The sequence below is a fragment of the Dietzia sp. CQ4 genome, from assembly GCF_014145125.1.
Lineage (GTDB): Bacteria > Actinomycetota > Actinomycetes > Mycobacteriales > Mycobacteriaceae > Dietzia > Dietzia natronolimnaea.
The window spans coordinates 1-18,728 of the sequence record NZ_JAALDZ010000163.1 but is presented as its reverse complement, the minus strand read 5'-3'; the positions used below and the strand labels follow the sequence as shown (position 1 = coordinate 18,728).

Below are 18,728 nucleotides of genomic sequence, written 5' to 3'. Positions count from 1 at the left end.
GTGCCACAAGGTCAGCACCGCACACACGACCGCCGCGCCGAGGAGGACGATCAACATCAGGAGCTGGCTGCCGCCGTCCGTCCCGGACTCCGGGAGCCGCAACCCCCTCCCGCCGCCCACCGAGAGCAACTCCGAGCGGGGTGCCGCCACGATCCACACCAGCAGCGCGACCACGGCCGGACCGACGACTCCCGACACGGTCCCCACGGCGCGGATCGGCGGCGAGCTGAACATGGGCCGGACTGTACCAACGCGGGCGCTGTCGACCGTCTGTGGTGTAATCGGACGCGGCTCCGCCATGCTCTTCGGTGCACGCGCTCGCAGAGTCGGGGCGCCTGCACAGACCGGACGACCCGTCAGGAAGTACTCGCCAGTGGCCACCAGCACTCCGATCTCGCCTGCTCGCCGCCGGCGAGGGAAGATGGCCTACCGGCACGACATCGACGGGCTCCGCGGGCTGGCCATCGCACTGGTCGTGGTGTTCCACATCTGGATGGGCCGCGTCTCCGGCGGCGTCGATGTGTTCCTCACCCTCTCCGGATTCTTCTTCCTGGGATCGCTCCTACGCGGCGCCTCGGACGGGCGCACCGCCCTCAACCCGATCCCCCATCTCACGCGACTGGTCCGTCGGCTGTACCCGGCGTTGGTGGTCACGGTGGCCGCGACCGTCGTGGGGACGATCCTCATCAAGCCCCCCACCCAGTGGTCGGCGATCTTCGAACAGACCCTCGCCTCACTGCTGTACTACCAGAACTGGGAACTCGCGCTCACCTCCCAGGACTACGCGGCGGCCGACGCCACCATCTCGCCGCTGCAGCACCTGTGGTCCATGTCGGTGCAGGGCCAGTTCTATCTCGTCGCCCTCGGCGTCGTCCTGGGCCTGACCGCGATGTGGCGGCTCGTCGGGCGGGGCGGCTCGCCCAAGTGGATGCTCCTCGGAGTGGTGGCCGTGGGCACCGCGGCCTCGGTGTGGTGGTCCGCCTACGGGCAGGCCGTCAACCAGCCCTGGAACTACTACGACACCGGCGCCCGGATGTGGGAGCTGCTCGTCGGTGGTCTCGTGGCGATCCTGCTGGCGGGGATCGTGCTGCCGTGGCCGTTGCGCATGCTCAGCACCGTCGCCGGGCTGGCGCTCATCGTGAGCTGCGGCTTCGTCATCGACGGCGCCGCCTACTTCCCCGGCCCCCTGGCCTGGTACCCGATCGGCGGGGCCCTGCTGATCATCCTCGGCGGCAACCTCCCCGAGGGCGAGCGCGCGACACCGCGGAGGGACCCGGTCACCTGGCTGCTGTCCGCGCGGGTGTTCCGACGCCTGGGCGACATCTCGTACTCCCTGTACCTGTGGCACTGGCCGCTCCTCATCCTCTGGCTCTCCTACGACCGGCAGGCCGAGATCACGCTGGTGTCGGGGCTGGCGATCGTCGCGGTCTCCGTGGTGCTCGCCCTGTTGACCGAGAAGTACGTCGAGCGACCGCTGCGGATGGCCAGCCGGGCACGCGGGCGGTCCACCCCCGCCGCCCAGAAGCGTGACTCGCTCCGCAAGGGGTCCGGACGCAACGCGCGCGATCAGCGCCGCTTCGTCCAGGCCACCGCCCTCGTCGTGGTGGCCGCGGTGGCCAGCCTCGGGACGGTCGGATGGTGGACCGCCACGTCCGCCTCCCGCTCGGCCGTGCCCTATGTCGACTCACTGACCGACCCGGACCACCCCGGGGCCCGCGCCTTCTTCGACGGCATCCCGGTCCCCGAGGACGCCGACTACGTCCCCTCACTGCTGCAGGTGGGCAACGACCTGCCCGTGAGCACCCTGGACGGCTGCATCTCGAACTTCGAGTCGGCCGAGGTGCAGATGTGCGTGTACGGCGACGTCACCGCGCCGCGCACCATCGCCCTGGTGGGTGGTTCCCACGCCGAGCACTGGATCAGCGGCCTCGACGAGGTCGGCCGACACTACGGCTTCCGGGTGGTCACGGTGCTCAAGATGGGGTGCCCGCTGACCCTGGACGCCTCGGTGTCCGACAGCGACGAGTTGCTGTACGAGAGCTGCGCCGAGTGGACGCCCGCCGCCCTGGCCGCCCTCGTGGGCCTGGCACCCGACTTCGTGTTCACCACCGCCACCCGGCCGGTGGGGGTCGTGGGCCCGGACGTCACCCCGCGCCAGTACGTGGACCTGTGGCGTGCACTCGACCAGCAGGGCATCGGCGTGATCGCCGTCCGGGACACCCCGTGGCTCAACCAGGGCCGCGGCCCGATCCGGGCCGGGGACTGTCTGGGAGACGGCGGCACCCCCGAGGAGTGCGGGATGCCCCGGGAGCGGTCCATCGCGCCGATCAACCCGGCCGGGCTCGCCGGGGCCGGGATCGACTCGGTCCGACTGATCGACCTCACCGACGGCCTGTGCGACCCGGCGAACTGCCCGGTCGTGGTGGGCAACGTGATCGTCTACCACGATTCCCACCACCTCTCGGGGTCGTGGGTCCGGTCCGCGTCGGGCGAACTGGCCAGGCAGATGGGGCCCGCGACCGGCTGGTGGTGACCGCCGGGGGCCCGGCACAGCGGCTCCCGCCCCGAAACGCACTACTGTTGGGCCTTGTGACCAACGACGACGCGCAGCAGTCCGCCCCAGAGCTCATCCGTGCCTGGCCTGGTACCGCCTTCCCCCTCGGTGCCACGTATGACGGAACCGGCACCAACTTCGCGCTGTTCTCCGAGGTGGCCGAGCGCGTCGACCTGTGCCTGATCGACCGCGACGGCGGGGAGCAGTGCGTCGAGCTCACCGAGGTCGACGGTCATATCTGGCACTGCTATCTGTTCGGGGTGACCCCGGGGCAGCGCTACGGCTTCCGGGTGCACGGGCCGTACGAGCCCGAGAACGGTCTGCGCTGCGACCCCTCCAAGCTGTTGCTCGACCCGTACGGCAAGGCCTTCGACGGGGAGTTCGACGGCCACCCGAGCCTGCACAGCTACGACCTGGACGACCCGGGTCGACGGAACACCGAGAACTCCCTCGGTCACACCATGACCACCGTCGTGATCAACCCCTACTTCGACTGGGGCAACGACCGCGCGCCCCGGCACGAGTACCACAACACCGTGATCTACGAGGCCCACGTCAAGGGCATGACCGCCACGCACCCCGACATCCCGGCGGAGATGCGCGGCACCTACGCCGGCATGACCCACCCGGCGATCATCGACTACCTGACCGACCTCGGCGTCACCGCGATCGAGTTGATGCCGGTGCACCAGTTCATGCAGGACCAGCGGTTGATCGACATGGGGCTGCGGAACTACTGGGGGTACAACAGCTTCGGCTTCCTGGCCCCGCACAACGAGTACGCGTTCGCGGAGAAGCCCGGTGACGCGGTGAGCGAGTTCAAGGCGATGGTCAAGGCGTTCCACGACGCCAACATCGAGGTGATCCTGGACGTGGTCTACAACCACACCGCGGAGGGTAACCACATGGGACCCACCATCGCGTTCCGCGGGATCGACAACCAGGCGTACTACCGTCTGGTCGAGGGCGACGAACAGCACTACATGGACTACACGGGCACCGGGAACACGCTCAACGTCCGGCACCCCCACTCCCTGCAGCTCATCATGGACTCGCTGCGGTACTGGGTCCTCGACATGCACGTCGACGGGTTCCGGTTCGATCTCGCCTCCGCCCTGGCCAGGGGGCTGCACGACGTCGACCGGTTGTCCTCGTTCTTCGATCTGGTCCAGCAGGACCCGGTGGTCAGCCAGGTCAAGCTGATCGCCGAGCCGTGGGACGTCGGCGAGGGCGGCTACCAGGTGGGCAACTTCCCGCCGCTGTGGACGGAGTGGAACGGGCAGTTCCGCGACACCGTCCGCGACTTCTGGCGGGGAGAGCCCGCCACTCTCGGCGAGTTCGCCTCCCGCCTGACCGGCTCCTCGGACCTGTACGAGAACACCGGACGTCGCCCCACCGCCTCGATCAACTTCGTCACCGCCCACGACGGCTTCACCCTCAACGACCTGGTCAGCTACAACGAGAAACACAACGAGGCCAACGGCGAGGACGGCAACGACGGCGAGAGCCACAACCGCTCCTGGAACTGCGGGGTCGAGGGACCCACCGACGACCCCGAGGTGCTGCGTCTGCGCCACCGGCAGCGGCGCAACATGCTGACCACCCTCATCCTGTCGCAGGGCACGCCGATGATCGCCCACGGTGACGAGATCGCCCGCACGCAGGGCGGGAACAACAACGTGTACTGCCAGGACAACGAGATCGCGTGGATGAGCTGGGACCTCGACGAGGAGAAGGAAGACCTCCTCGAGTTCACCCGCACCCTGGTCCGACTGCGGAAGGACCATCCGGTGTTCCGCCGGCGCAGGTTCTTCGGCACCGTTCTCCGCGACGACGAGGACCCGCAGGACATCGCCTGGTTCAGCCCGGACGGGTCCGAGATGACCCACAAGGACTGGGACTCCGGCTTCGGCAAGTCCCTGGCCGTCTATCTCAACGGTGAGGGCATCCACGAACCCGACGAGCGTGGCCAGCGGATCGTCGACGACTCGTTCCTCCTGCTGTTCAACGCCCACCACGAGCCCATCGAGTTCTCGTTGTTGGGGTCCGAGTACGCCGAGAGCTGGGAGGTCGTCCTGGACACCGCGGTCCACCTCGAGGAGCGCACCGGTGAGCTGGGGTCGGACGACACGATCACGGTGGCCGATCGCGGCACGATCGTGCTGCGCAAGGTCACCTGATCGTGACCGCCGCGGATCTGACCGGGACCGGGCCGCTGCGCAGGGGTACGGCCCTGGCGAGCACCTACCGCATCCAACTGCGGACGCCCGCGTCCGACCCGGACGGCCGCGGGTTCGTCCTGGCCGACGTCGAGGCCCTGGTCCCCTACCTCGCCGACCTCGGCGTGGGATCGGTGTACCTGTCGCCGATCCTCGAGGCCACCCCCGGATCGACCCACGGGTACGACGTGGTGGACCCGACCACGGTCGCAGCGGAGCTCGGCGGGATCAGCGCACTGCGGTCGCTGCGGGCCGCCTGCCGGGAGCACGACCTGGGCCTGGTGGTGGACATCGTCCCCAACCACCTGGGTGTGGACTGTCCGGCGGCGAACCGCTGGTGGTGGGACGCGTTGCGCCGGGGCCCGGAGTCGCCGTATTTCACGTACTTCGACTTCGACACCGAGCCCGCCAACGGGGCGGACGGCCGGATAGCGATCCCGGTGCTGGGTTCACCGGAGGATGTCGACCAGCTCGTCGTCGTCACCCCCACCGACACCGCCACAGACACCTCCGACACGGACGCTGCGGAGGCCGAGCTGCACTTCTACGACCATCGCTTCCCGGTGGCCCCCGGCACCGGGGGCGGGACCGCGCAACAGGTGCACGACCGCCAGCACTACCGGTTGGTCCACTGGCGGGAGCCGCTCCTGGGCTACCGGCGGTTCTTCACCGTGACCGGGCTGGCCGGGCTGCGCCAGGAGGACCCGGCGGTCTTCGACGCCACCCACGCCGAGGTGGCCCGCTGGTGCGAGGAGGATCTGGTCGACGGCATCCGGGTCGACCACCCCGACGGTCTCGCCGATCCCGTGGGCTACACCCGGCGGCTCCGCGGGCTGGCCGGCGAGGACCGGTGGCTGCTGGTGGAGAAGATCCTCGCGCCCGCCGAGGTGCTCGAACCCGCCATGCCCGTCGACGGGACCACGGGATACGACGCCCTTCGGCTGATCGACCAGATGCTGGTGGACCGGGGCGGACAGGCGCGGTTGACCGAGCTGGCCTCCCGGTACTGCGGCGGCCCCGGCGACGAGGAGCAGGTCCACGATCAGTCCGCCCGTCTCAAGCGGCAGATCGTCCTGGAGGACCTCGCCCCCGAACTGGGCCGCCTGACCCGCGCGGTGCGGCGTGAGGCCGCCCTCGGCAGGGAGCCGAGTGTCGTGACGGGTGGTGACGACGAGGAGGCCCTCCTCCGCGAGGCGTTGGTCTCGGTGATCGAGCGCACGCCCGCCTATCGCGCCGACTATCCCGTCCTCCGCGGGACCCTGCCCGCGATACTGGACGATCTGCACCGCGACCGCCCCGAACTGGCTCCCGTGCTGGGTCTCGTGGCCGGGGCTCTGGCCCGTGGTGCCGAGGCCTCGAGCCGGTTGGCGCAGGTGACCGGTGCGGCCACCGCCAAGGCCGAGGAGGACCGCCTGTTCTACCGGCTCGGCCGGCTGGTCTCGCTCAACGAGGTCGGCGGTTCACCGGGGCGAATGGGCATGCAGGTGGAGGCCTTCCACCTCGCGATGGCCGAACGCGCGCTCGCCTCCCCCCTGGCCATGACGGCGCTCAGCACCCACGACACCAAGCGGGGCGAGGACGTGCGCGCCCGGATCTCGGTCCTCTCCCAGCTGCCCGACGAGTGGGCGGATCTGGTCTCCGAGGTGTTCCGGACGTTCCCCCCGCCCGCCGAGGACGCGGGGTACTTTCTGCTCCAGGTGATCGTGGGGGTGTGGCCGGAGCGCGACGATCCCGCCGACGACCTGCGGTCCCGCCTGCACGACTACGCCGACAAGGCCCTACGTGAGGCCGCCGTGCACACCACCTGGACCGATCAGGACGCGGACTTCGAGTCCGTCGCCCACCGGTGGATCGACACCCTGCTCGACTCGGGCGGCGCGTTGCTCACCCCGTTCGTCGACCGCATCGCCCCCGCCGGGCGTGACAACTCGTTGATCGCCAAGGCGACACAACTGCTGTCCCCCGGGGTCCCCGACGTCTACCAGGGCACGGAGGTGTGGGAGGACTCGCTGGTCGACCCGGACAACCGCCGGTTCGTGGACTACGAGCCCCTGCGGTCCGGCGCGGTGGCCCGCGGCGGGCACCCCAAGTTCGCGCTGGTCCGTGAGGCACTGCGGATCCGGCGTGCGCATCCGGCGGCGATGGCGGCCGGCGCGCACGTCCCGCTTCCGGTGCGGGGGCCCGCCGCCGCCGACGTGGTGGCGTTCACCAGGTTCGTCGACGGGCGTGCGGCGGTCGGCATGATCGCCAGGCGGCGGACCGCGGTGGTCGGGGCCGGCGAGTTCGACGGAACCGAGGTCCTGCTCCCGGAGGGCACCTGGGTGGTTCGCCCGGACGGCTCGTCGATCTCCGGCCGGGTGGACGTCGGTGACCTGCTGGCCGGGTCGCCGGTCGTGCTGATCGTCCGCTCGGACGACTGACCGGCCCTACCCGCGGCCCTGGAGGCGGTCGGTCTCGCGTCGCTCTCGCTTGGTCGGCCGCCCCGCTCCCCTCTCCCGCCGCGGTTGTGAGGCCAGCACCTCCCTGGGAGGGGGCGGTGGCGAGTGATCGATGTAGCAGGTCACGGCCACGGGGGCGCCCACCCGTTTGTTGACCGTCCGGACCACCTCGAGGACGCGGATCCGACCGAGCGTGCCCGTCACCTGGACGCGATCTCCGGGCACGACGGCCTTCGACGGTGGCACCGCCTCCCCGTTGATCTTGACGTGCCCGCCGCGGCAGGCGGCCGCCGCCTTGGTCCGCGACGGGAACAGCCGCACCGACCACGTCCACGCGTCCACCCGCACTGCCATAGGGCGAGGATAGCGAGACCGGTCGTCGCTAACCGGTCGGGACACCGTCACGGGGTGTCCGCGCGGCGGCCAGCCGGGTCTCGAGCTCCCGCGCCGCCCGGAGCAGTCCGTCGGGGCCGAGGACGCGGAACCCGGCGTCGAAACGCACGACCGCGGCGATCACGCCGGCCCAGGACCACGACCCGAGCGTCACCCGGGTGGAGTGCGCCGACAGCGCCTCGACCTCGCCGTCGTGCACCCAGCGGGCCACGTCGGTCACGGGGAGGTCGATCTCGACCTCCCCGACGCACGGCCACGCGTCGTCGTGGGCGGACCCCTTCGACCGGCTCGCGAGGAATCCCGTCGCGGTGCCGGTCGGGATCCCCCTGGCCTCGAAGGCGGGACCGGTGGGTAGTCGTGGGGTCATGCGATCCAGCCGGAACGTGCGCCAGTCGTCCCTGTCCAGGTCCCACGCGACCAGGTACCAGCGTCCGTTCCGCGCCACCACCCCGTGCGGTTGTGTCCGACGGGACGGTGAATCGGGGTCGCGGTAGCCGAAGCGCAGGGTCATCCTCCTCCGCACCGCCTCGCTGACGGCCTCCACGACGTCGGGGGTGACGCCGGTGGAGTCGACTCCAGTGGGGTGGGCTGAGTTGTCGAACCGGATCCCGTCGATCCGGTGCCGCAGTCGTGAGGGCATCACCTGTCGTACCGTCGCCAGCGCGCGGTGCGCGGCATCACCCATCTCGACACCCGTGGCGGCCTCGTGTCGCAGGGCGATGGCGATCGCGACCGCCTGGTCGTCGTCGAACCTCAGGGGCGGCAACTCCGTCCCCGACTCCATCCGGTACCCGCCGTCGGGCCCCTTCACAGCCTGGATCCGGTACCCCAACTCGCGGAGTCGCTCCACGTCACGACGCACGGTGCGGGTCGTCACCTCCAGGCGCTGCGCCAACTCCTCACCCCGCCAACTCCTCGGGGACTGCAGGAGGGAGAGCAACGCCAGTGTCCGCTCGGGAGCTCCGCTCATGGTCCCATTCTCGTGGAAAAGAGGACATCGGGTGTCCTCGAGCCCCGACACGATGGAGCCAAGCGGCAGATCGCCGCGGATCCGGTCCCACCCGAGGGAGTCACCATGTCAGTCACCACCACCACACATCTCAACCTGCCCGGCACCGCACGGGAGGCGCTCGCGCACTACCAGAGCGCCTTCGGCGGCGAGGTGCACATCACGACCTATGGCGAGGTCGGGATGCCCCAGGACGCCCCGGACGCCGGGAAGGTGGTCTTCGGTCGCGTCACCGCGGACTGCGGCTTCAGCGTCATGGCGTACGACATCCCCGGACGCGACGAGCCCTTCGGTGGTCTCACGACCCGCCAGAACGGCATGACGGTGACCGATCAGCCGTTCTTCGTCTCCGTCAGCGTCAGCTCCCTCGGTGAGGCGGAGGGGTACTGGAGCGCCCTCGCCGAGGGTGCGACGGTCATCGAGCCCCTCGCGGCGTCCGCGTGGAGCGCCGGCTTCGGGATGCTGACGGACCGGTTCGGCGTCACCTGGAGCGTGGACGTGGCCGGGAACCCGGCGGGCTGATCCCACCGCGGTCACCCGGTTGCACGGAGGATCCGGCCGGGGCTCGGGACGGGCCCCGGCCGGGGGCCGCGTGCCCCCCGTGCGAGACTGACATCACAGTCCCGCACGACCTCCTGGAGGGCCCATGACCGACGCCGCCGCCACGCTCGAGCGGATCCTCGACGACCGCTACAGCTGCCGAGGATTCACGTCCGACCCCGTTCCCGAGGAGACGATCGACCGGATCCTGCAGATGGCCCAGCGCACGGCGTCCTGGTGCAACTCTCAGGCCTGGCAGGTCGACCTGGTGACCGGGCAGGCGACCGCCGAGTTCGGCAAGCACCTCACGGAGTACGTGTTGGCCAACGGGATGCGCTCGGACCTGCCGGCACCCGAGCGCTACGAGGGCGTGTACGGCGAACGGCGGCGGGCCAGCGGGTACGGCCTCTACACCGCGCTGGGCATCGAGCGCTCGGACAAGGAGGCACGGCTCACGCAGATGCTGGAGAACTACCGGTTCTTCGGCGCCCCGCACGTCGCGGTGATCACCTCGGACGCGGGCCTGGGCACCTACGGCGCGGTGGACTGCGGTGGCTATGTGGCGACGTTCCTCGCGGCGGCGTCCTCGCTGGGCGTGGCCACCTGCGCCCAGGCCGCGCTCGCGCTCTACTCGGACGGGGTCCGCGAGCACCTGGGGATCGGTGAGGACCGGCTGATCGTGTGCGGGATCGCCTTCGGCTACGCCGACCCCGAGCACCCCGCCAACACCTTCCGGGCCGATCGGGCGGATCTCACCGACGTGGTCCGCCGCCACGGCTGACCGGGGACGCCCACGGTCGATCCGGATCCGTCAGTACAGTTCGCGCTTCTTGGGCTTGCCCGAGATGGCCTGGCGCACCTGGTTGCCTTTGTAGATCGCCACGATCCCGGCGAGGATCGCCACCACGGTGAAGAACGAGCTGGCGAACAACGCGATCGGCAGCGCCACCACGGTCACGCCCAGCGCGATCGCCGTGGTGCGCGCATCCTTGCGCACCTGCTGCTTCTGGACCTCGATCGAGTTCGGTTGGTAGGGCTGCATGCTCATACCGTCAGGATTCCATATCTCGGCACCGCACCGCGTTCTCGGTGGTCGCCACCCCTGCGGGCTGCCACTCGACCCCACCGGAGGTCCGGGTCGCCAGGATCGGCCCCAGCACCTCGAGCTCCCCGGCCACGGTCAACACCACCCGCCGGCCGTGGTCCACACCGAGCACCCGCGCACCCGCCCCGCGGACTGCTCCCTCGAGGCCTCCCGCCACCGAGTGGTCGACCTCGGCACGCCACGCCGGCGTCCGCGTGACCTCCACGACCCGACCCGTCCGCCACGCCTGGTCGAGGGCGGCCGACACCGCGGAACCGTACGCCCGGACCAGACCGCCCGTGCCCAACCGGGTGCCGCCGAACCACCGCACGACCACCGCGCTCACCCCGGTGAGCCCACTGCCGCGCAGGACCTCCAGCATGGGGGTGCCGGCGGTTCCGGAGGGTTCGCCGTCGTCGTTCGAGCGCTCGATCCGGCTCGACCCCGGCACGTCCACCAGGAAGGCGCTGCAGTGGTGGCGCGCGGCCGGATGGGCACGGCGGAGGTCGGCGATCAGGTCGCGGGCGGCCTCCTCGTCGTCGCACCTCCTCACCACGGCGAGGAACCTCGAGCGCTTCTCCTCGTACTCGCCGGTGACGTCCGGGCCGGCGGCCAGCCTGAGCACACGTGTCCCGGGGTCGGTCATGGGACCAGTATCGCCGCCCCGCCCCCGGTGGTTTTCCCTACCCTGGGGGTGTGACCTTCCCGAGCAGTGACACGTTCTCCGTCTGGGCGCCGACAGCCGAGGCCGTCGGCCTGGTCCTGGACTCCGCCGACGCCGATCCGATCGCCATGCACCGCACCGCCGACGGCTGGTGGGCCTCGACCGTCGTCCGCGAGCAGGGCAGGGACTACGGGTTCGTGGTGACGGGCGACGACGGTGAGGTGAGCGACGCGCGTCCCGACCCGCGGTCGGCGCGTCAGCCCGACGGCGTGCACGGGCTCTCGCGGGTGCACCGGGTGGACGCGACGCGCTGGACCGACTCGGCGTGGACTGGTCGGCAACTGGCCGGGTCACTCCTGTATGAGATGCACGTGGGAACCTTCTCCCCCGGTGGCACCCTGACCAGCGCGATCGAGTACCTCGACGACCTGGTGGAGCTGGGCGTGGACATGGTCGAGGTGATGCCCGTCAACGCGTTCAACGGCGAGTACGGCTGGGGTTACGACGGGGTGGCGTGGTTCGCCGTGCACGAGCCGTACGGAGGACCGGACGCGTTCCAGCAGTTCGTGGACGCCTGCCACGCCCGCGGACTGGGAGTGTGTCTGGACGTGGTCTACAACCACCTCGGGCCGTCGGGGAACTACCTGCCCGAGTTCGGCCCGTACCTGTCCGCCGCCGACGGGCCGTGGGGATCGGGGCTCAACCTCGACGGCCGCCACTCGGGCGAGGTGCGCCGGTACATCATCGACAACGCCCTGCGCTGGTTCGACGAGTTCCACGTGGACGCCCTGCGCCTGGACGCGGTCCACGCCCTGCACGACGCCTCGGCCGTGCACCTGCTCGAGCAGCTGGCGGTGGAGGTCGAGTCCCTCTCCGCCCACCTCGGGCGACCGTTGTCGCTGATCGCGGAGTCGGACCAGAACGACCCCCGGTTGGTCACCGCGCGAGAGGGCGGCGGACTGGGCCTCACCGGACAGTGGGACGACGACGTGCACCACGCGGTCCACGCCGCGGTCTCCGGTGAACGCCAGGGCTACTACTCGGACTTCGGGTCACTCGAGTCACTCCGGCAGGTCCTCACCGGGGCGTTCCTCCACGCCGGGACGTGGTCGGCGTTCCGGGGGCGGGTCCACGGCCGCCCGCTGGATGTCGGACGGGTCCCGGGCAGCCGGTTCGTGGCGTACACGCTCACCCACGACCAGGTGGGCAACCGCGCCGCGGGTGACCGGCCCTCCGTGAACCTCTCACCCGCGCAGCAGCTGGCCAAGGCCGCGATCGTCCTGTGCTCCCCCTTCACACCGATGCTGTTCCAGGGCGAGGAGTGGGGCGCGCGTACCCCGTTCTGCTTCTTCACCTCGCACCCCGAGCCCGAGCTCGCCGACGCCGTGCGCCGGGGCCGGACCCGCGAGTTCGCCGAGATGGGATGGGACCCGGCCACGGTGGCCGACCCCCAGGACCCGGAGACGTTCCGGCGGTCGGTGCTGGACCGGTCCGAGCAGACCCGGGACCAGCACGCCGAGATCCTCCGGGGGTACCGCGCACTCATCGCCCTCCGGCGGGCCGAGCCCGAGCTGACCGATCCGTGGCTCGGGTCGGTGCGCGTGCGGTGCGGGGTCGAGGCCGACGACGGCCGCTGGCTGATCGTCCACCGCGGATCGCTCGCCCTGGTGGTGAACCTGGGAACCGAGCCGAGCAGGGTCCCGGTGGCCGGCGAGGCGGTGCTGGCCTCGGGGGCGGTGGTCGACGAGGACTCGGTCTTCTGTCAGGCGTTCGGGTTCGCGGTGGTGCGCACCCGCCCGGACACCGGGTAGACGGGGCTCAGGTCAGGTACTCGTACGCCGCGGTGCCGGGCTCGAGCCGCTCACAGTCGATCCGGGAGGCCTCCATCCGCTCGAGAAGGGAGTGCAGGCCCGTGGCGGAGCCGAGCTCGATACCGACGAGGGCGGCCCCGTACTCCCGGTTGTTGCGCTTGAGGTACTCGAACTGCGTGATGTCGTCCTCCGGACCCAGCACCTCGTCGAGGAATCGACGCAGTTGGCCGGGCTCCTGGGGGAACTTGACCAGGAAGTAGTGCTTCAGCCCCTGGTGCACCAACGAGCGTTCGATGATCTCGCTGTACCGCGAGACGTCGTTGTTACCGCCCGAGATGATGCAGACGACCGTCGCGCCCTCGTCGATCTCGAGCTGCTCGAGTGCCGTGACCGCCAGCGCGCCGGCGGGCTCGGAGATGATCCCCTCGTTCTGGTACAGCTCCAGCATCGCCGTACACACCGCGCCCTCGTCCACGGTGAGGACCTGGATCCGCTCGGTCATCGACGAGATCACCCCGAACGGGAAATCCCCGAGCCGGGCCACCGACGCACCGTCGACGAAGGTGTCCACGGTGTCGAGGGTGACGGGCTCGCCCGCCTCGAGAGCCCGGGTCAGAGAGGGCGCTCCCGCGGGTTCCACCGCGATGATCTTGCAGTCGGGCGCGTACTCCGCCAGGTAGGTGGCGAGACCGCCCACCAGCCCGCCGCCGCCGACCGGCACCACCACCGCATCGGGGACCCGGTCGAGCTGCGCCAGGATCTCCGCCGCGATGGTTCCCTGACCGGCCATGGTGTCCGGGTGGTCGAACGGCGGGACCATCGTCGCACCGGTCCGCTCGGCGTCGGCGCGGGCCGCGGTCTGGGCGGCGTCGAAGTTGACGCCGGTGACCACCAGCTCCACCCAGTTGCGACCGTGGGCGAGGATCCGATCCCGCTTCTGCTTGGGGGTGTTGGTGGGGACGTAGATGCGGCCGTTGATCCCGAGGCTCCGGCAGGCGAACGCGACGCCCTGGGCGTGGTTGCCGGCGCTCGCCGTCACCACGCCCGCGCTGCGCTCGTCACCGGTCAACTGCGACATCAGGTTGTACGCGCCCCGGATCTTGTACGACCGCACCGCCTGCTGGTCCTCGCGCTTGAGCAGGATGGTCGCGCCGGTCTGCTCGCTCAACCGCTCGCTCTGGTGCAGTTCGCTCGCGAGGATCACGTCGCCGATGCGGCGGGCGGCGATGTCGATGTCGTCGGGGGTCACTACCTGGGTCGCGGCGGAGTCGGTGACGGTCACGACGACCAGTGTCCCACCGTGCGGTCCGTCACCGCCAACTGGTCATCCGGTGAGACAACCCGGCCCGAGCAGCGCCTTGAGATCCCCCATGAGCGAGGAGGACGTCTCCACCCGCAGATGGTCGTCCAGTCGCAACACCGTCGAGGAGTTCCCGTTGACCAGCCGCAGGTGGACGTCGGAGGGTCCGGGGTGTCGGCCGAGCACCTGTTTGAGGGCGGTGACGGTCTCGATGGTGCACATCCTGGTGGGCAGGGTCAGCGCCAGCGGGGCGCCGTTGCCGCCCACGACCAGGTCCGGCACTTCGAGGGTGTCGCCGAACACCGACACCCGGTCCTCGCGGATGTTGATGCGCGCCTTGACCAGGACGACCGCGTCCTCGGCGATGTCCAGCGCCGCGAGCCGATACGTCTTGGGGAAGAAGAGCACCTCGACGCTTCCGTTGAAGTCCTCGATGGTCACGATCGCCCACGGTTCGCCGTTCTTGTTGACCCGCCGGTCCACACCGGAGATGATCCCGCCGATGGTCACCGCGGTGCCGTGCGCGAGCTCGCCCTCGTGGATGGTCGCGATCGACGTGTCGGTCTTGGCGGCGAGCGCGGACTCCAACCCGTCGAGCGGGTGGCCCGAGACGTACAGACCGAGCATCTCCCGCTCGAGCGCCAGCTTCTGCTTGATCTCCCATTCCTCGTCGGGCACGCGGACCGCGAAGACGTCGCTGAAGGCGGAGGCGCCTCCCGTCTCGTCCGTGTCCGCCCCGCCGAAGAGGTCGAACTGGCCCACCGCCTCGGCCTTCTTGGTGGACATCACCGACTCGACGGCGTCGGCGTGGACCAGGAACAGTCCCTTGCGGGGGTGCCCCAGGGAGTCGAACGCGCCGGCCTTGATCAGCGATTCCGTGACCTTCTTGGTGCACGCGGTCTGGTCGATCTTGGCCAGGTAGTCGGAGAAGTCGGTGAACGCCCCCTTCTCCGTACGGGCGGCCACGACGGAGTCCACGACGTGCGAACCGACGTTGCGGACCGCACCCATACCGAACCGGATGTCCGTGCCCACCGAGGCGAAGTTGGTGAGCGACTCGTTGACGGACGGCGGCAGGACCCGGATCCCCATCTGCCGGCAGTTGGACAGGTACAGCGCGGCCTTGTCCTTGTCGTCACCCACGGAGGTGAGCAGGGCGGCCATGTACTCCGCCGGATAGTTGGCCTTGAGGTAGCCGGTCCAGAAGGACACCAGCCCGTAGCCAGCCGCATGGGACTTGTTGAACGCGTACGAGGCGAAGGGCTCGATGGTCCCCCACAGGGCGTCCACGGCCTCCTTGGAGAAACCGCGTTCGAACATTCCGCCCGAGAACTTCTCGTACTCGGCGGCCAGGACCTCGGCCTTCTTCTTGCCCATGGCCTTGCGGAAGCCGTCGGCCTCACCGGCGGTGTATCCCGCGAGCTCGCGGGAGATGGCCATGATCTGCTCCTGGTACACGATCAGACCGTGGGTCTCGCCGAGGATCACCCGGAGCGGCTCCTCCAGCTCCGGGTGGATCGGCACCAGCTCCTGCTTGCCGTTCTTGCGGTCGGCGTAGTTCCAGTGCGTCCCCATCCCCATGGGGCCGGGCCGGTACAGCGCGAGGGCGGCCACGATGTCGTTGAACCCCGTCGGCTTCATGCGCTTGAGCAGCTCACGCATGCCACCGGAGTCCAGCTGGAACACGCCGAGGGTGTCGCCGCTGGCCAGCAGGTCGTAGGTCGCCTGGTCGTCGGTGCTGAGCGTGTCGAGGTCGATCTCCTCGCCACGGTTGGACTTGATGTTCTCCAGGCAGTCCCCGATCACGGTGAGGTTGCGCAGGCCCAGGAAGTCCATCTTGAGCAGGCCGATGTCCTCGCACGAGGGGTAGTCCCACCCGGTGATCAGGGCGCCGTCCTGCGCGCGCTTCCACATGGGGATCACGTCGAGCAGCGGCTCGGAGGACATGATCACCGCGCACGCGTGGACCCCCGCCTGCCGGACCATGCCCTCGAGTCCGCGGGCCGTGTCGTAAATCCGCTTGACGTCCGGGTCGGTCTCGATGAGCTGGCGGACCTCCGAGGCCTCGCCGTACCGCTCGTGCTTGGGGTCGGTGATCCCCGACAGGGGGATGTCCTTGGCCATGATCGCCGGTGGCAGGGCCTTGGTGATCCGGTCGGCGATCGCGTACCCGGGTTGGCCGAAGTTCACGCGCGCGGCGTCCTTGATGGCGGCCTTGGTCTTGATGGTGCCGAAGGTGATGACCTGGGCGATCTTGTCGGCGCCCCACTTGTCGCTGGCGTAGCGGATCATCTCGCCGCGGCGGCGGTCGTCGAAGTCGATATCGATATCGGGCGCGGACGGGCGCTCCGGATTGAGGAACCGCTCGAACAGCAGGCCGTGCTCGATCGGGTCGATGTTGGTGATCTTGAGCGCGTACGCCACCAGCGCACCCGCCGCGGACCCTCGACCCGGTCCGACCTTGATCCCGATGGAGCGGGCGTACTCGATGAGGTCACCGACCACGAGGAAGTACCCGGGGTACCCCTTGCCCTTGATCACCTCGAGTTCGAACTCCGCGCGGTCCAGGTACTCCTGCGGAACCCCCGCGGGGAAACGCCACTGCAGGCCCTTGTGGACCTCGCGGGCGAGCCAGGAATCCTCCGTCTCCCCCGCAGGCACGGGGAACTTGGGCATCCGGTCCTTGGGCGCCCAGATCTCGTCGTACGGCTGGACGCGTTCGGCGATCCACAGCGTGTTGTCGCACCCTCCGGGGACCTCGGAGTCCCACTGGGCGCGCATCTCGGCCGCGGACTTGAGGAAGTACCCGTCGCCGTCGAACTTGAAGCGGTTCTCGTCGGCGAGGGTCTTGCCCGTCTGCACGCACAGCATCGCCTCGTGCGCGTGGGACTGCTCGCGGGTGACGTAGTGGCAGTCGTTCGTCACCAGCGGCGGCATGCCCATGTCCCTGCCGAGCTTGAGCAGGTCCTCGCGGACCCGCCGCTCGATGTCGATCCCGTGGTCCATGAGCTCCAGGAAGAAGTTGTCCTTCCCGAAGATCGACTGCCACTTCTCGGCCGCCTCGTAGGCCTCCTTGTGGTGGCCCAGGCGCAGTCGGGTCTGGATCTCGCCGGAGGGGCACCCGGAGGTGGCGATGATCCCCTCGGAGTGCTCGGCCAGGATCTCGGCGTCCATCCGGGCCCACTTGCCCAGCTGTCCCTCGTAGGAGGCCAGCGAGGACAGCAGGAACAGGTTGCGCAGGCCGGTCGCGTTCTCGGCGACCATGGTCATGTGGGTGTAGGCGCCCGAACCCGCGACGTCGTCACCCTTCTGGTGCTTCTCACCCCACAGCACTCGCTTCTTGTTGAACCTCGACTCGGGTGCGACGTACGCCTCGATGCCGATGATCGGCTTGATCCCGGTCTTGACGGCCTGCTTGTAGAAGTCCGAGGACCCGTACATGTTGCCGTGGTCGGTCATGCCCACCGCGGGCATCCCGAGCCTGGAGGCCTCGGCGAACATCGGGTTGATCTGCGCCATCCCGTCGAGCATCGAGAACTCGGTGTGATTGTGCAGATGCACGAACTGGGATCCGCCCACGCAGCATTCCTCCTACGGCTTGTCCGGCCCAGTGTAGGTCGGTTATCCGACACGACCCGAAACGCCAGCACGCGTCCGGCGGCGTGACCGCCCCGCCAGCGTGAACGCGATCACCGCCACCCAGATCAACGCGAAGCCCGTCCACTGGACGGCGTCCAGTCGCTCCCCGACCACCAGGATCCCCCAGGCCATCTGCAGGGCCGGGATGATGTACTGCAGCATCCCGACGGTGGCCAGGGGTATCCGCTGGGCGGCCACGGCGAACAACAGCAACGGCACCACGGTCACCAGGCCCGAGGTGGCGAGCAACGCCGCGTGCCCCGCCCCGTGTCCGGTGAACGTGCCCGCACCGGTCGCGCCCAGCCACACCAGAACGGCGAGCGCGACCGGCGCGATGAGCAGCACCTCCCCGGTCATCCCCACCACCGGGTCCACCCGGAGCTTCTTCTTGAAGACCCCGTACAGGCCGAAGCTCGTCGCCAGGAGCACCGAGAGGTACGGGAAGTGTCCGTACCCCACGGTGAGAACCCCCACCGCGACGACGGCGAGGGCCACCGCGAACACCTGGGGGCGGTTCAGCCGTTCGCGGAACACCACGACTCCCAGGAGCACGCTCACCAGGGGGTTGATCGTGTATCCCAGGGCCGCCTCGGTGACCCGCTCGGAGTTGACCGTGTGGACGTACACACCCCAGTTCACGGTGATGAACGCGGCGGCGCCGGCGATCCGCGCCCACGAGAGGCGGTCGAGCGCCCACAGCTCCCGCCACCGTCGCATGACGGTGAGCACCAGCGCCATGATCACCAGCGACCACACGATGCGGTGGCCCACGATCTCGACCGCACCGGCGGGCTCGAGCAGCGGGAAGAACGCGGGGAAGAAGCCCCAGAGCGTGTACGCCAGGACCCCGGCGAGCATCCCGAGCGCCACCGACCGGTCGGCGGGATCCCGCCCGCGGAGCTCCCCTCCCCGCTCGGTCATCCGCACCACCCCGGCACCCGCGCGCTCACGCCGACGGCACGGGGGCGTCGTCGGGGAGGGGGAACGCGGCGTCGACCTGCTGGGGCTGGAGCGGGCGGACGGCGAAGCGCTCCCACACCGCGTCTGCGGGCAGTGCCTCGACCGCCCGCACCCACG

The 18,728-nt window shown here is 70.0% G+C and carries 13 protein-coding genes and 1 pseudogene; 6 read left to right on the top strand and 8 right to left on the bottom strand.

From position 1 onward, the window contains the following. A pseudogene (locus G6031_RS10310) lies at nucleotides 1–234 on the bottom strand (hypothetical protein); the annotation flags it as partial. A gap of 139 nt (nucleotides 235–373) precedes the next feature. On the opposite strand from G6031_RS10310, the gene G6031_RS10305 reads away from it, so the two are divergent. Genes G6031_RS10305 through treY form a run of 3 tightly spaced genes read left to right on the top strand, consistent with a single transcriptional unit; the run spans nucleotide 374 to nucleotide 7,193 of the window. Beyond that, entirely contained in the window at nucleotides 374–2,533 is a 2,160-nt protein-coding gene (locus G6031_RS10305) for an acyltransferase family protein (RefSeq protein WP_182653208.1), read from the top strand. A gap of 56 nt (nucleotides 2,534–2,589) precedes the next feature. Further along, entirely contained in the window at nucleotides 2,590–4,734 is a 2,145-nt protein-coding gene (gene glgX, locus G6031_RS10300; protein ID WP_182609854.1) for a glycogen debranching protein GlgX, read from the top strand. A 2-nt stretch (nucleotides 4,735–4,736) separates the two neighbouring features. Next, on the top strand, nucleotides 4,737–7,193 hold the full coding sequence (gene treY, locus G6031_RS10295) for a malto-oligosyltrehalose synthase (RefSeq protein ID WP_182653207.1): 2,457 nt from the start codon (nucleotides 4,737–4,739) through the stop codon (nucleotides 7,191–7,193). Nucleotides 7,194–7,199: 6 nt separating this feature from the next. Here the strand turns inward: treY and G6031_RS10290 are convergent, their stop codons facing one another. Beyond that, a complete protein-coding gene (locus tag G6031_RS10290) occupies nucleotides 7,200–7,565 on the bottom strand; it encodes an RNA-binding S4 domain-containing protein (protein ID WP_182653206.1) in 366 nt (121 codons plus the stop codon). 28 nt (nucleotides 7,566–7,593) lie between these two features. Continuing rightward, complete coding sequence (locus G6031_RS10285) at nucleotides 7,594–8,574, bottom strand: WYL domain-containing protein (protein ID WP_182653205.1); 981 nt, start codon at nucleotides 8,572–8,574, stop codon at nucleotides 7,594–7,596. 105 nt (nucleotides 8,575–8,679) lie between these two features. On the opposite strand from G6031_RS10285, the gene G6031_RS10280 reads away from it, so the two are divergent. Together G6031_RS10280 and G6031_RS10275 are read left to right on the top strand one after the other, a co-directional pair. After that, nucleotides 8,680–9,135: a VOC family protein gene (locus G6031_RS10280; RefSeq protein WP_182653204.1), complete on the top strand. Its 456-nt coding sequence runs from the start codon at nucleotides 8,680–8,682 to the stop codon at nucleotides 9,133–9,135. A gap of 124 nt (nucleotides 9,136–9,259) precedes the next feature. Continuing rightward, nucleotides 9,260–9,934: a nitroreductase gene (locus G6031_RS10275; RefSeq protein WP_179525087.1), complete on the top strand. Its 675-nt coding sequence runs from the start codon at nucleotides 9,260–9,262 to the stop codon at nucleotides 9,932–9,934. A 30-nt stretch (nucleotides 9,935–9,964) separates the two neighbouring features. Here the strand turns inward: G6031_RS10275 and G6031_RS10270 are convergent, their stop codons facing one another. Further along, the gene (locus G6031_RS10270; RefSeq protein WP_182637816.1) at nucleotides 9,965–10,201 is read right to left on the bottom strand and encodes a hypothetical protein; all 237 of its coding nucleotides are present in this window, start codon (nucleotides 10,199–10,201) and stop codon (nucleotides 9,965–9,967) included. A 4-nt stretch (nucleotides 10,202–10,205) separates the two neighbouring features. Beyond that, a complete protein-coding gene (locus tag G6031_RS10265) occupies nucleotides 10,206–10,883 on the bottom strand; it encodes a YigZ family protein (RefSeq protein ID WP_182638562.1) in 678 nt (225 codons plus the stop codon). A 50-nt stretch (nucleotides 10,884–10,933) separates the two neighbouring features. Here G6031_RS10265 and treZ point away from each other — a divergent pair, with 50 nt between their 5' ends. Beyond that, on the top strand, nucleotides 10,934–12,712 hold the full coding sequence (gene treZ, locus G6031_RS10260; RefSeq protein ID WP_179525084.1) for a malto-oligosyltrehalose trehalohydrolase: 1,779 nt from the start codon (nucleotides 10,934–10,936) through the stop codon (nucleotides 12,710–12,712). 7 nt (nucleotides 12,713–12,719) lie between these two features. Here treZ and ilvA read toward each other — a convergent pair whose 3' ends face one another. From ilvA to rarD, 3 genes are read right to left on the bottom strand one after another with little or no spacing between them, the layout of a single operon-like run. Beyond that, complete coding sequence (gene ilvA / locus G6031_RS10255; RefSeq protein ID WP_179525083.1) at nucleotides 12,720–13,994, bottom strand: threonine ammonia-lyase IlvA; 1,275 nt, start codon at nucleotides 13,992–13,994, stop codon at nucleotides 12,720–12,722. A 42-nt stretch (nucleotides 13,995–14,036) separates the two neighbouring features. After that, on the bottom strand, nucleotides 14,037–17,591 hold the full coding sequence (gene dnaE / locus G6031_RS10250; protein WP_182644830.1) for a DNA polymerase III subunit alpha: 3,555 nt from the start codon (nucleotides 17,589–17,591) through the stop codon (nucleotides 14,037–14,039). A 42-nt stretch (nucleotides 17,592–17,633) separates the two neighbouring features. Then, a complete protein-coding gene (gene rarD / locus G6031_RS10245; protein WP_182644829.1) occupies nucleotides 17,634–18,572 on the bottom strand; it encodes an EamA family transporter RarD in 939 nt (312 codons plus the stop codon). Between the last annotated feature and the right edge of the window lie 156 nt (nucleotides 18,573–18,728).